This is a genomic window from Streptomyces sp. Y309 (assembly GCF_056712025.1).
In genome coordinates, this window is sequence record NZ_CM160048.1 from 4,977,782 (window position 1) to 4,990,139 (window position 12,358).

General features: G+C 72.9%; 11 protein-coding genes. 8 read left to right on the forward strand and 3 right to left on the reverse strand.

Annotated features, from left to right (window positions below; genetic code table 11):
- A complete protein-coding gene (locus tag AC0KTA_RS20195) occupies positions 1-990 on the reverse strand; it encodes an ABC transporter ATP-binding protein (protein WP_481049614.1) in 990 nt (329 codons plus the stop codon).
- Positions 991-1,100: 110 nt separating this feature from the next.
- Between AC0KTA_RS20195 and AC0KTA_RS20200 the strand changes: the two genes are divergently transcribed.
- Positions 1,101-1,904 (forward strand): TetR/AcrR family transcriptional regulator, encoded by an 804-nt coding sequence (locus AC0KTA_RS20200; protein ID WP_481049615.1) that lies wholly within the window; start codon positions 1,101-1,103, stop codon positions 1,902-1,904.
- Between the two features lie 15 nt (positions 1,905-1,919).
- On the opposite strand, the gene AC0KTA_RS20205 is transcribed toward AC0KTA_RS20200, so the two are convergent.
- Positions 1,920-2,585: a TetR/AcrR family transcriptional regulator gene (locus tag AC0KTA_RS20205; protein WP_481049616.1), complete on the reverse strand. Its 666-nt coding sequence runs from the start codon at positions 2,583-2,585 to the stop codon at positions 1,920-1,922.
- 73 nt (positions 2,586-2,658) lie between these two features.
- On the opposite strand from AC0KTA_RS20205, the gene AC0KTA_RS20210 reads away from it, so the two are divergent.
- On the forward strand, positions 2,659-4,797 hold the full coding sequence (locus tag AC0KTA_RS20210) for a HelD family protein (protein ID WP_481049617.1): 2,139 nt from the start codon (positions 2,659-2,661) through the stop codon (positions 4,795-4,797).
- A 419-nt stretch (positions 4,798-5,216) separates the two neighbouring features.
- Here the strand turns inward: AC0KTA_RS20210 and AC0KTA_RS20215 are convergent, their stop codons facing one another.
- A complete protein-coding gene (locus AC0KTA_RS20215; protein ID WP_481049618.1) occupies positions 5,217-6,371 on the reverse strand; it encodes a diaminopropionate ammonia-lyase in 1,155 nt (384 codons plus the stop codon).
- A gap of 128 nt (positions 6,372-6,499) precedes the next feature.
- Between AC0KTA_RS20215 and AC0KTA_RS20220 the strand changes: the two genes are divergently transcribed.
- The 6 genes from AC0KTA_RS20220 (at position 6,500) to AC0KTA_RS20245 (ending at position 12,351) form a co-directional block, all read left to right on the forward strand.
- Positions 6,500-7,477: a LysR family transcriptional regulator gene (locus AC0KTA_RS20220; RefSeq protein ID WP_481049619.1), complete on the forward strand. Its 978-nt coding sequence runs from the start codon at positions 6,500-6,502 to the stop codon at positions 7,475-7,477.
- 460 nt (positions 7,478-7,937) lie between these two features.
- On the forward strand, positions 7,938-8,774 hold the full coding sequence (locus AC0KTA_RS20225) for a DUF4097 family beta strand repeat-containing protein (RefSeq protein WP_481049620.1): 837 nt from the start codon (positions 7,938-7,940) through the stop codon (positions 8,772-8,774).
- Positions 8,775-8,845: 71 nt separating this feature from the next.
- Positions 8,846-9,850, forward strand: a complete 1,005-nt coding sequence (locus tag AC0KTA_RS20230) for an ATP-binding cassette domain-containing protein (RefSeq protein WP_481049621.1) — start codon at positions 8,846-8,848, stop codon at positions 9,848-9,850.
- Positions 9,847-10,650, forward strand: coding sequence for an ABC transporter permease (locus AC0KTA_RS20235; protein ID WP_481049622.1), 804 nt, complete (start codon positions 9,847-9,849; stop codon positions 10,648-10,650). The genes AC0KTA_RS20230 and AC0KTA_RS20235 overlap by 4 nt, the downstream gene beginning before the upstream one ends.
- Before the next feature lie 232 nt (positions 10,651-10,882).
- Positions 10,883-11,452, forward strand: a complete 570-nt coding sequence (locus tag AC0KTA_RS20240; RefSeq protein ID WP_481049623.1) for a carboxymuconolactone decarboxylase family protein — start codon at positions 10,883-10,885, stop codon at positions 11,450-11,452.
- Complete coding sequence (locus AC0KTA_RS20245) at positions 11,449-12,351, forward strand: RNA polymerase sigma-70 factor (RefSeq protein WP_481049624.1); 903 nt, start codon at positions 11,449-11,451, stop codon at positions 12,349-12,351. The genes AC0KTA_RS20240 and AC0KTA_RS20245 overlap by 4 nt, the downstream gene beginning before the upstream one ends.
- Positions 12,352-12,358 lie beyond the last annotated feature (7 nt).

The window sequence follows — 12,358 nt, forward strand, 5'->3', positions numbered from 1 at the left end:
TCAGGCATGGGTGGGCTCCTTCGTCAGCGTCAGGAACACGTCGTCCAGCGTCGCCGTGTGGAGGGCGAAGAACGCCACCTCCGTGCCGCCCGGGTCCAGTTCGTCGAGGAGCGCGCGTACGTGGGGTGCGGTGCCGTCGGTGGGGAGGCCCAGGGTGCGGGTGGCCGGGTCGTGGTGGGTGGCGTGCGGGGCCCGCGCGGTGACGCGGAGGTAGGCCTCGGACGTGGTCAGGGTGAGGTCGAGGCGGTGGCCCGCCACGCGGGACTTGAGCTCCGCCGCCGTGCCCTGCGCCGCGATCACGCCGTCGTGCAGCACCGCGACGCGGTCGGCGAGCCGGTCGGCCTCCTCCAGGTACTGGGTAGTGAGGAAGACGGTGGTGCCGCGCGCGGCCAGGTCGGCCACCACGTCCCACAGCCCCCTGCGGCCGCGCGGGTCGAGCCCCGTCGTCGGCTCGTCCAGGAAGATCACCTCGGGCTCGCCGACCAGACCCGCGGCGAGGTCGACGCGGCGCCGCATGCCGCCCGAGTACGTGCGTACGAGACGTCCCGCGGCGTCGGACAGGCCGAAGCGGGCGAGGAGTTCGTCCGCGCGGGCCCGGGCGGCGGCCCGGCCGAGGCCCGCGAGGCGCGCCATCATGCGCAGGTTCTCCGCGCCGGTCTGCCCTTCGTCGACCGCCGCGAACTGCCCGGTGAGGCTGATCGCGCGGCGCACCCGGCTCCGCTCGGCGCGGAGGTCGTACCCGGCGACGGCGGCCGTGCCCGCGTCCGGCTCGGTGAGCGTGGCGAGGATGCGGACGGTGGTCGTCTTGCCCGCGCCGTTCGGGCCGAGCAGGGCGAAGACGGTGCCGGGCGGGATGCGCAGGTCGATGCCGCGCAGTACGGGCACGGGGGCGCCGGAGGCACCGGCTCGATAGGACTTGGTGAGGCCGGTGGCCTCGATTGCTGCGGTGGTGCGGCCGGTGGCCTCGATCGCGTACGCCTTCGCGGACATCGCCCCTCCAGGGTGCGGAAACCCTTCTGCGTATCCCTTACGCATTACTGTGTAAGGGTTACGCAGAACTAGCATGTCCGTCAAGCGACGAGGTGGAGGAGGCCCGGGGCATGCCGGACACGGCGGCGGACGGCGGCGACAGCGGGGACGGCGACGAGAGCGGCAGCGGCACGGGCTTGCCCGCGAGCCTCGAGGTGGCCTGGGGCCTGCGCCCGCGCCCCTCCAAGGGCCCGCGCCCCGGCCTCAGCCTCGACCGCATCGTCCGGGCGGGCATCGGCGTCGCCGCCACCGAGGGCATCGGCGCGGTCTCCATGGGGCGCGTCGCCAAGGAGCTGGGCGTCTCGACGATGTCCCTGTACCGGTACGTGTCCGCCAAGGATGAGCTGTACGTCCTGATGGAGGACGCGGCCTTGGGGCCCCCGCCCCCGATGCCCGCGCACATCACCGGCTGGCGCGCGGGCCTCGAATGGTGGGCGCGCGCCCAGCGCGAGGTGTTCCACCGGAACCTGTGGCTCCTGCGGATCCCGATCTCCTCGCCGCCCGCCTCGCCGCACTCGCTGGAGTGGATGGAGCGCGGGCTCGCCGCCCTGGCGGACACCGGCCTCGACGAGGGCCGGAAGATCTCCGTGATGATGCTGGTCGGCGGCTACGTACGCAACGAGGCCACCCTCATGGCCGACTTGGACGCCGCCATGACCGCCCGCGGCCTCGCCCCCGCCGAGGTCATGCGCCGCTACGAACGCGCGGTCGACGCCCTGACCGCGCCCGACCCCGCCCGCTATCCCGCCCTGCGCCGGCTCCTCGGCTCCGGCGCCCTCGGCGAGCCGGACGACCAGCCGGACGCGGAGTTCGAGTTCGGGCTGCGGTGCCTGCTGGACGGGGTGGCGGCGCTGGTGGAGCCGGAGGGCGGCTGAAGCGCGGAAGTGTTTTCAGGCGTACCGCGCAAGCCCCCGCGCCAACTGCGCGAACGCCTCCTCCGCCGCCGCCACCGCGTCCGGGCGCACCGCTTCCGCGCGCTCGCCCGCGTCGACGCGGCGCCAGTTCTCCAGTGCGAGGATCCGCTGGACGGCCAGGATCTGGGCGGCGGCGAGGCGGGCGTCGAGGGGCGCGACGGGGCGGGCGTCCGGGGAGTCCCCGGCGAGCGCGTCCGCGAGGGCCCGCTCGGACCGCTCCTGGTACGCGTAAAGCCGTGCCACCAACGACGGTGTCCCGTACAGGAGTTGGTGGAAGGCGAGGACCTCGCGCGCGTCGTTGAGGCCGGTGACGGGGTCGTGGCGGGCCAGGCCGTCCAGGAAGTGGGCGCGCAGGGCGGCCAGCGGGGAGTGGTCGGCCGGGCGGTCGGCGACGGCGCGTGCCGCCTCGTCCTCGTGGTCGGCGAACCGGTGCAGGACCAGGTCCTCCTTGGCGGGGAAGTACCGGAACAGCGTCGGCTTGGAGATCTCCGCCGCCGCGGCCACCTCCGCGACGGACACCTTGTCGAAGCCGCGCTCCAGGAAGAGCGCGATCGCGGCGTCGGAGACCGCCTCGTACATCCGCTGCTTCTTGAGCTGCCGCAGGCCGACGGGCCCCGCGGCGGTGTTCGTCTCGCCGGTCATGCGGGCAGCGTACCGCATCGTGATTCTCGGTAAGAAATGTTACTCGGTAACGTTTCTTGTTACGCTCGGGGGCATGACTCGACGTGACGACGCCGGCAAGACCCCTGATGCGGCCGACCCGGCCCTGGAGGGCGCCCTCGCCAGGGAGCGCCGCTATCACGACACCTGCCGCGCCGCCCTCGCCGCGATGGTCGACGGCGCCCAGGAGCACGTGGTCACCGGCGAGAACGTCTCCGCGTCCGGCGCCGACGCCGAAGTGCTCGGCTATCAACTGCGCAGCAAGGCCAAGGAGATGCGCGAACTCCCCGAGGCCCCGCTGTTCTTCGGCCGCCTCGACTTCGACGCGCACGCCCCGGAAGCGGGCGACCACCGCGGCCAGCGTTACCACGTCGGCCGACTGCGCATCACCGAACACCCGTCGGCCCCGCCCCTCGTCGTCGACTGGCGCGCCCCCGTCTCGCGCGCTTTCTACCAGGCGGGCGCCCGCGACCCCCAGGGCGTCGCCGTACGCCGCCGCTTCGGCTGGGCGCCGGGCAGCAAGGGGGACTCGGCCGACCTCACCGGTCTGGAGGACGAGCACCTGGCCTCCGGTGCCGCGGGCGGCGACCTGGCCTCCGATGACGCGGGCGGCACCAGCCGCATCCTCACCGGCGAGATCGAGCGCCCCCGCGTCGGCCCCATGCGCGACATCGCGGCCACCATCCAGCCCGAGCAGGACGACCTGGTACGGGCCGCGCTCACCGAGTCCGTCTGCGTCCAGGGCGCCCCCGGCACCGGCAAGACGGCCGTCGGCCTGCACCGCGCCGCGTATCTGCTCTACACGCATCCGCAACGCGTCCAGCGCTCCGGCCTCCTGATCCTCGGCCCGAACCGCACCTTCCTGCGCTACATCGCCGAGGTCCTGCCCTCCCTCGGCGAGACCGGCGTGCGCCAGTCCACCGTCCTGGACGAGATCGCCCGGCAGCCGGTGCGGGCCGTCGACCCGGACGCGGCCGCCGTCGTCAAGCACGACGCCCGCATGGCGGAGGTGCTGCGCCGCCACCTGTACGCGCGCGTGACGACCGGCGCCGAAGCGGTGGCGGTGCCGGACGGCTCGTACCGCTGGCGGATCCCCGCCGACGAACTCGACCGCATCGTCCGGGACGTCCGCGCGGAGGAGCCGCCGTACGAGACCGGGCGCGAGCGGGTCCGCAGCCGCGCCGTGCGCCACCTCCAGGAGCAGGCCGAGCGGCGCGCGGGCGCGATGAGCAACACGTGGGTGCAGAAGATCTCCCGGGCTCGGCCGGTCTCGGCGTTCGTCGACGCGGCCTGGCCCAAGGCCCGGCCGGAGGAGGTGTTGTACGAACTCCTCGGGGACGCCGACGTGTTGGCCGGGGCGGCCGACGGGCTGCTCTCGGGCGACGAGCAGCGGGCGATCCTGTGGGCCAGGGTCCCGCGCTCGTACAAGTCGGCCAAGTGGACGGCCGCCGATCTCGTCCTGCTCGACGAGCTGGCCGGTCTCGTCGAGCGGCCCGAGGGGTACGGCCACATCGTGGTCGACGAGGCGCAGGACCTGTCGCCGATGGAGTGCCGCGCGATCGCGCGGCGCGCGGACTTCGGGTCGCTCACCGTGCTCGGCGATCTCGCCCAGGGGACCACGCCGTGGGCCGCCCGCGGGTGGCCCGGCCTGATGGCCCACCTGGGGAAGCCGGACGCGACCGTCACCCCGCTCACGACCGGCTTCCGCGTTCCGCGGGCGGTCGTGACGCTCGCCAACGAGCTGCTCGCCGGGCTCGACGTCGATGTGCCGCCCGCCCGGTCCCTGCGCCGTGACGGCGAGTTGACGGTCCGTGAGGTGTCGGATGTGGCCGCCGCCACCGTGGACGCGGTGCGCTCCGCGCTGACCCGGGAGGGCTCGGTCGGCGTCATCGCGGCCGATGCCGCCGTGGGCGGGCTGCGTGCGGCTCTCGCCGGTGCGGGCGTGGTGGTGGCCGGTCCCGACGAGTCGGGGGCGCGTGTGACGGTGCTGCCCGCTTCGGTGGCCAAGGGGCTTGAGTACGACCACGTGGTGGCCGTTGAGCCGGCCGCGATCGCGGAGGCGGAGTCGCGGGGGCTCCATCGGCTGTACGTGGTGCTCACGCGGGCGGTTTCTCGGCTGGACGTGGTGCACAGCCGGGGGTTGCCGTGGGGCTGCCGCCCGGCTGGGGTTCGGCTTTCCCGCCGTGGGGGCTGAGGGCCTGCCCTGTCCCGCCGCTCCGCGGCGGATCTCTCCCACCCGCCCGCCCGTCACTGGAACAACAACGTCCGGGCCGAAGCCCCCTCGGGCCCGCCCGACCCTGCGGCCAGTCCGGCCTCCCGGTGCCAGGGCAGGCCGACTGGCGTCGACGAGCCGGGTGGGTCCACTGGTTCCGACGCCGGTGGGGCGGGTGGGCCCACCCGTGGGCCCCTACCCTGTGGGCAGCTGGGCCGCCAGGGGCGGCACGGGTGGGCACAGCCCCGGTGCCGGGTGCCCATCCGGTGTACGCAGGTCTGGCCCACCTCGTGGGTGTGGCCCAGGGGGCGGCTCCCGACCCTTAAGGCAGCCCCGGTGCCGGGTGCCCCTGCGGCGTACGCAGGTCCGACCCACCTCGTGGGTGTGGCCCACGGTGACCCTTACGCCAGGGGCGCCCCGCCCCCGTGCGGGTTCGCCTCTGTGCCCTCCGTGCTGAGCAGCACCACCGTGGAGCGGGGTCCTACGCCCAGAGCGTCCCGGCGCGCCGGGGACCCAACCCCGGTCAACCCCGCCCGCACCCCCGCCAGGGAAGCCGCACCACAAGGCCCAGAGGACACCCCCAGCGCCCCCAACTCCCGGCCCGCCGCCAAGGCGCCCGCGTCGGTCACCGCCACCCCCGCGTCAAGCCCCTCCCGCAGCACCGGCCAGGCAAGCCCGGACACCGTCCCGCAGTTCAGCCCGGCCATCACCGTCTCCCCGGCGGTCACGGACACCGGCTCGCCCCGCACCAGACTCGCCAGCAGCGGCGCGGCCACCGTCGGTTCCACGGCGAGCAGCGCCGGACCCCGCACGCCCCGGCTCCGGTAGTGCGTGACGGCCGCCTGCGCCAGCGACCCCACCCCCACGGGCACGGCCACGAGATCCGGCAACCCGGCCCCCGCGTCGGCCAGTTGCCCGTCGATCTCCGCGAAGAGCGTGGAGTACCCCTCCACGATCCACCGGGGCACCTCCTCGTACCCCTCCCACCCCATGTCCTGCACCAGCACCGCCCCCTCCACGGCCCCCGCCTCCGCCGCCTCCGCGGCCTCCCGCACCGCCCGGTCGTAGTCCCCGTCGACCCGCGTCACCCGCGCCCCCTCGCCCTCGATCGCGGCCACCGCCCCGGGATGCACCCCCTGCGACACGAACACATGGGCCCGCTGCCCGAGCCCCCGCGCGATCCGGGCCACCGCCCGCCCGTGGTTGCCGTCGGTCGCGGTGACCAGCTCGACGCGCTCGCCTGGCGCCCGCTCCGCGAGGATCCGGTGCACGGCCCAGGACGCGCCGAGCGCCTTGAACGCGGGCAGCCCGAGCCGCGTCGACTCGTCCTTGACGAAGACCCGTCCGACACCCAACTCGGCGGCCAGAGAAGGGAGTTCGGCGAGGCGGGTGGGTGCGTACTCGGGGAGTGCGGCGTGGAACGCGCGCACCTCGGTGGCCGCGGCCGCACACGCCCACTCCCTCGCGCCGGGCCGCGCGTACCAGGGCGGCGTACCCACGAGAGCGTCGGCACCGGACTCGGCGCGGGATGTGACGTTGGTGCTGGCATCAGTCATGAGGCAACCCTGCGACCCTTCCCACCCTTCGGTCCAGCACATCTTTTCCACGTATATTCGTCGGCAGAGCCGAACATTGAGCCGTTGAACGCGCCAGTGAATGAGCCGGTGAAACGGGGTGCCGCGCCGTGTACGACCTCCACCGCCTCCGCCTCCTGCGCGAGCTCAGGCACCGCGGCACCCTCGCCGCCGTCGCCGCCGCCCTCTCGTACAGCCCCTCGTCCGTCTCCCAGCAGCTCTCGCAACTGGAGGCCGAAGCGGGCGTACCGCTCCTCGAACCGGTCGGCCGGCGCGTGCGCCTCACCGAGCAGGCCGAGATCCTCGTCGCGCACACCGAGGCCGTCCTCGAACGCCTGGAGCGGGCCGAGGCGGACATCGCCGCCTCGCTGACCGGCCTCACCGGGACGGTCCGCGTCGCCGCCTTCCAGACCGCGGCCCTCGCGCTGATCCCGGCCGCGCTGACCCTGCTGCGCGCGGCCCACCCGGGACTGCGCCCGCACGTCACGCAACTGGAGCCGGAGGACGCCCTGCCCGCACTGCTCGCCCGCGACTTCGACCTGGTCGTCGCGGAGGAGTACCCGGGATTCCCGGAGGGCGGGGCGGCCGGGGCCCGCGACGGCGTACTGGAGCGGGAGGAGTTGTGTGCCGACCGGCTGCGGCTGGCCCTTCCGGAGGCTGTGGCGGCCGAGGCGGCCGAGGCGCACGGGGAGGCCGCGGCGGCGGACGCCGGTGACCCGCGCGACGGTCTGCGCGCGCTGGCCGGCGACCGCCCCTGGGTCATGGAGCCCGAGGGCAGCGCGGCCCGGCGCTGGGCGACGGCGGTGTGCCGCGCCGCCGGGTTCGAGCCCGACGTACGGTTCGAGTCGCCCGACGTGCTGCTGCACCTGCGGCTCGTGGAGCAGGGGCACGCCGTCGCGTTCCTGCCGGACCTGGTGTGGCACGCGGGCCCGCCGACGGTCGCCCTGCGGTCGCTGCCGCCGGAGCAGGGCGCCCGGGCGCTGTTCACGGTCGTACGCCGCGGCCGCGGCCGCCACCCGGCGGTGACCGCACTCCGGCACGCCCTCCGCGAGGCGGCCCGTCCCGCGACGCTCCCGCCGGAGCACTGACTCGCGCCTCCCGTCGCCCACCCGCCTTGCGCCACCCGCATCGCCCCCCGTCGCCCATGCTGACGGCGCCGTCGTGGCGCGATGTGGCGCGGGATGGTGCGCGGTGGCGCCGCGCCGGTGCCACATCCTTCTCGGGCGTCCCTGAAGCGTCGCCCACGTCGCGCCCTGCCGACTTCTTGGGGCGTCGGCGCGGGACTTCCCCGACCCGGCCTCAGCCGGGTAGGCCCAGCTCAGAGGGGTACGCGGGCGGTGTGCCGACGCGCTGTGTGGCCTGCCTCACCCGCCGTGGCACTACCTGTGTGCCATCACGGCTTGCGTTGGCGCCATGGTGATGCCATGCTGGCGTCATGGACAGCACGGCTCCAGGGGCTGAGCACGCCGGCCCGCCGGAGTGACGCCCGACAACTCATCCGCCCGGTCTGCCAGGCGGGTTCACACGCCTCAGCGAGACAGGACAGCCATGCCTACTTTCGACACCCCCGAGCCCCTCTCCGCCACCATCGAGTTCGACCTCGGAACCGCCCGCGTCATCGCCTCCAAGCGCCTCGACACCAGCGTCTCGGTCCTCCCGAGCGACGGCCGCAGCGACACCGACGTGAAGGCCGCGGAGCAGACCGAGGTCACCTGCAGCAACGGCCGCCTGACGGTCAGGGGCCCCAAGGCGCGTTCGATGTTCGGCAAGAGCGGCTCGCTGGAGATCACCATCGAGCTGCCGGCGGGATCGGACGTCCGGGGCCTGGCGCCGGCCGGTTCCTTCACGGCCGAAGGCCGCCTGGGGGACTGCCGGTTCGAGTGCGCCGCCGGTGACATCAGCGTCGCGGAGGTGGGCGCCGCCTTCCTCAAGTCCGAGTCCGGCGCCATCCGCCTGGACCGCGCCACCGGCGATGTGGAGGTGGAGGCCGCGGGCCGCGTCGACCTCAGCACCGTCGCGGGCTCGGCCACCGTCAAGAACCTCACCGGCGACACCGAACTCGGTGAAGTCACCGGCGAGCTGCGCGTCGACTCCTCCACCGGCCGCGTCTCCGTGGGCGTCGCACACGGAGACGTCGAGGCCAAGTCGCAGGACGGCCCCGTCAAGATCGGCGAGGTGACCCGCGGTCAGGTCACCGTGTCGGTCACCAACGGCGACATCGAAGTCGGCGTCAGCCAGTCCAGTGCGGCCTGGCTCGAGACCAACTCCACGTCAGGCACCGTCCGCAACCTGATGGGCTCCACCGACGGCCCCGACAAGGGCGCGGAGCTCGTCAAGGTGAACGCCCGCACCATGGTCGGCGACATCGTCATCCGCCGCGCCTGACAGCGCACGCAGGGCCTCGTGAACCACAGGGACGGGCCCCGAATCAACTACGGAAGTAAGGAGGCGGCAGGATGACTGCCACCACCAGTTTGACCGCCCCGCCGAAGGGGATCACCGCCCAGGGGCTGCGCAAGTCGTACGGCGACAAGGTCGTACTCGACGGGATCGACCTGCAGGTCAACGAAGGCACGGTCTTCGCCATGCTCGGCCCGAACGGCGCGGGCAAGACCACCACGGTCCAGATCCTGACGACCCTGATCTCCCACGACGGCGGGACGGCCGGCGTCGCCGGACACGACCTGGACCAGGACCCGGAGTCGATCCGCAAGTCCATCGGTGTGACCGGCCAGTTCGCCGCGGTCGACGGCCTGCTGACCGCCGAGGAGAACCTGCTCCTCATCGCGGACCTGCTGCACCTGGACAAGGCGGAGGGCAAGCGCCGCGCCGCCGAGCTCCTGGAGCGCTTCGACCTCACCGAGGTCGGCAAGAAGCCCTCAGCCAACTTCTCCGGCGGTATGCGCCGCAAGCTGGACCTGGCGATGACCCTGGTCGGCCGGCCGAAGATCATCTTCCTGGACGAGCCGACGACGGGCCTCGACCCGCGCAGCCGCCGCACGATGTGGGACATGATCCGCGATCTCGTCGCCAGCGGCGTCACGATCTTCCTCACCACCCAGTACCTGGAAGAGGCCGACCAGCTGGCCGACCGGATCGTGGTCCTGGACGGCGGCAAGATCGTGGCCGAGGGCACGCCGGACGAGCTCAAGCGCCGCATCCCCGGCGGCCACATCCGCCTGCAGTTCAACGACATTCAGCACATGGACGCCGCCCAGCACCGCCTCGCGCTCAGCACCATCACGCGCAACGACGAGGCACTCACCCTCCAGATCCCGAGCGACGGCTCCATCCCGGCCCTCCGCGCCGTCCTCGACGTCCTGGAAGGCTCCGGCATCCACGCCGAGGCGCTGACCGTGCACACCCCCGACCTGGACGACGTGTTCCTCGCCCTCACCGGCCAGGGCAGCAAGTCCGCCGCCACGGACAGCACGACCGCTGTGAAGGAGACCCAGCGATGAGCACCAACACGTACGTCGTGCGCGACTCGATGACGATGCTGCGCCGCAACCTCAAGCGCGCGCAGCGCTACCCCTCGATGACGATCTCGATCGTCATCATGCCGCTGATGATGCTGCTGCTGTTCGTGTACGTCTTCGGCGGCGCGCTGGGCGGCGGCATCGACATCCCCGGTCAGGCCGGCACCGGTGACCGCGGTGACTACGTCAACTACGTCATTCCCGGCATCCTGCTGATGACGATGACGGCCGCCGCCGTCCCCACGGCCGTGTCGGTGTGCTCGGACATGACCGAGGGCATCATCAACCGCTTCCGCACCATGTCGATCTCCAAGGCCTCGATCCTGATCGGCCACGTGGTCGGCAATGTGCTCCAGACGGTGATCGCCTTCGCCGCGGTCCTCGCCGTGGCCTTCGCGGTGGGCTTCCGTCCGAACGCCAGCGTGGTGGAGTGGCTGGCCGCTGTCGGCCTCCTGATCTTCCTGGCCCTCTCGCTGGCCTGGATCTCGGCGGCGATGGGCCTGGGCGCGGACAGCGTCGAGACCGCGTCCAACGCGCCGATGCCGCTGATGTTCCTGCCCTTCCTGGGATCGGCGATCGTCACGCCGGACTCCATGCCGACCGCTCTCCGCTGGTTCGCCGAGTACCAGCCCTTCACCCCGATGAACGAGACGCTGCGCGGCCTGTTGATGGGCACCGAGATCGGCAACGACGCCTGGGCCGCGCTGGCCTGGTGCGCGGGCCTGACCATCGTGGGCTACCTGTGGGCCAAGTCCGCCTTCAACAAGGAAACCAAGAGCTGACGGGGGTTCGGCCGGCCGCGAGGCACCGCAGAGAACCTCACCGCACACCTCAAGTGGGCGGCTTCCCGACCGGGGAAGCCGCCCACTTGCCTGTGCCGGCGGCGCTTGTCACATCCACGCGTCCGCCGGTGTCTTCATGTCGAGCACGTACGAAGCACACGTACGAAGCACACGTACGAAGCAGTTGTACGAAGCAGATGTATATGACTCGTACCCGTATACGGAGGACACCATGGCGCTACGCGTTCCGAAGGCGGAACTTCCCACCGAGCTCGGCGAAGACATGATCAAGCAGTTCGGTGCCGTGCCCGAGCCCTTCGAGGTGACGGCGCACAACCCCAAGGTCGCCCGGGACTCCATGGAGATCGGGGGCAGGGTGAACGACTGGGACATGGCCGACGAGGGGCTCAAGACGTTCGCGCACATGGCGGTCGCGGCGCAGGTCGGCTGTAGCTGGTGCCTCGACATCAACTACTTCCAGGCGCTGCACAAGGATCTGGACCTGGCCAAGGCGAGCCAGGTGCCGCGCTGGCGGGAGTCGGAGGTGTTCACGCCGCTGGAGCGCGACGTCCTCCAGTACGCCGAGGCCATGACGAACACGCCGCCGACCGTCACCGACGAGCTGTACGCGGGCCTGCTCGACCGTCTCGGCCCGGTGGCGATGGTCGAACTCACCGCGGCGATCGGCTTCGCCAACATGTCGGCGAGGAACAACTCGGCGCACGGGATCACCTCGCAGGGCTTCTCCGAGGCGTGCGAGATCCCGATGGCGGCACGCCCGGGGCGGGCCGACGCGGCATGACCGACGAACCGTACGCCGATGCGCACGTCGGCCCGTACGCCGATCCGTACGTCACCCATCGCGCCCTGCTGTTCACGGTCGCCTACGAGATGCTCGGGTCGGCGGCCGACGCGGAGGACGTGCTGCAGGAGTCCTGGCTGCGGTGGGCCGACGTGGACCGGTCGCAGGTGCGTGACCCGCGCGCGTACCTCGTCCGGCTCGTCACGCGGCAGGCGCTCAACCGGCTGCGCACGCTGTCGCGCAGCCGAGAGGACTACGTCGGCGAGTGGCTGCCGGAACCGCTGTTGACCGGTCCCGACGTCGCCGAGGACGTGGAACTCGCGGAGAGCGTCTCGATCGCGATGCTCACCGTGCTCGAAACGCTCGGGCCCACGGAGCGGGCGGTGTTCGTGCTGCGCGAGGTCTTCGAGATGCCCCACGGCGAGATCGCCGAGGCCATCGGGAAGTCCCCGGCCGCGGTGCGGCAGATCGCGCGCCGGGCCCGCGAGCACGTGGCGGCCCGGCGGCCGCGGGTGCGGGTGAGCCGGTCGGAGCAGCAGGCCGTGGTGGAGCGGTTCCTGCTCGCGCTGCGCACCGGGCAGTTGCGGGAACTGCTCGCGGTCATGGCGCCGGACGTGGTCCTGATCACCGACGGCGGCGGAGTCGTGCCCGCCGCGCTCGCCCCGCTCCACGGCGCCGAAGTGGTGGCGAAGCTGCTCGCCCGAGCGAACCGGGTGTCGGCCGAGTTCGAGACGACGGCCGTGTGGCTCAACGGCGAGCCCGCGGGCCGCCTCGACCTCGACGGCGAGCCGGCCACGGTGAGCCTCGCGGTGGAGCACGGCCGGGTCACCCGGATCTACGTGGTGAGAAACCCGCGGAAGCTGACCCGCCTCGACGAACGGGCCGAACTGACCCGGTAGTCACCGG

Coding starts and splice junctions, on each gene's coding strand:
- AC0KTA_RS20205 (WP_481049616.1), bottom strand. CDS start 2,585: ATGACCGGCGAGACGAACACCGCCGCGGGGCCCGTCGGCCTGCGGCAG.
- AC0KTA_RS20195 (WP_481049614.1), bottom strand. CDS start 990: ATGTCCGCGAAGGCGTACGCGATCGAGGCCACCGGCCGCACCACCGCA.
- AC0KTA_RS20230 (WP_481049621.1), top strand. CDS start 8,846: ATGACTGCCACCACCAGTTTGACCGCCCCGCCGAAGGGGATCACCGCC.
- AC0KTA_RS20235 (WP_481049622.1), top strand. CDS start 9,847: ATGAGCACCAACACGTACGTCGTGCGCGACTCGATGACGATGCTGCGC.
- AC0KTA_RS20200 (WP_481049615.1), top strand. CDS start 1,101: ATGCCGGACACGGCGGCGGACGGCGGCGACAGCGGGGACGGCGACGAG.
- AC0KTA_RS20240 (WP_481049623.1), top strand. CDS start 10,883: ATGGCGCTACGCGTTCCGAAGGCGGAACTTCCCACCGAGCTCGGCGAA.
- AC0KTA_RS20245 (WP_481049624.1), top strand. CDS start 11,449: ATGACCGACGAACCGTACGCCGATGCGCACGTCGGCCCGTACGCCGAT.
- AC0KTA_RS20225 (WP_481049620.1), top strand. CDS start 7,938: ATGCCTACTTTCGACACCCCCGAGCCCCTCTCCGCCACCATCGAGTTC.
- AC0KTA_RS20215 (WP_481049618.1), bottom strand. CDS start 6,371: ATGACTGATGCCAGCACCAACGTCACATCCCGCGCCGAGTCCGGTGCC.
- AC0KTA_RS20210 (WP_481049617.1), top strand. CDS start 2,659: ATGACTCGACGTGACGACGCCGGCAAGACCCCTGATGCGGCCGACCCG.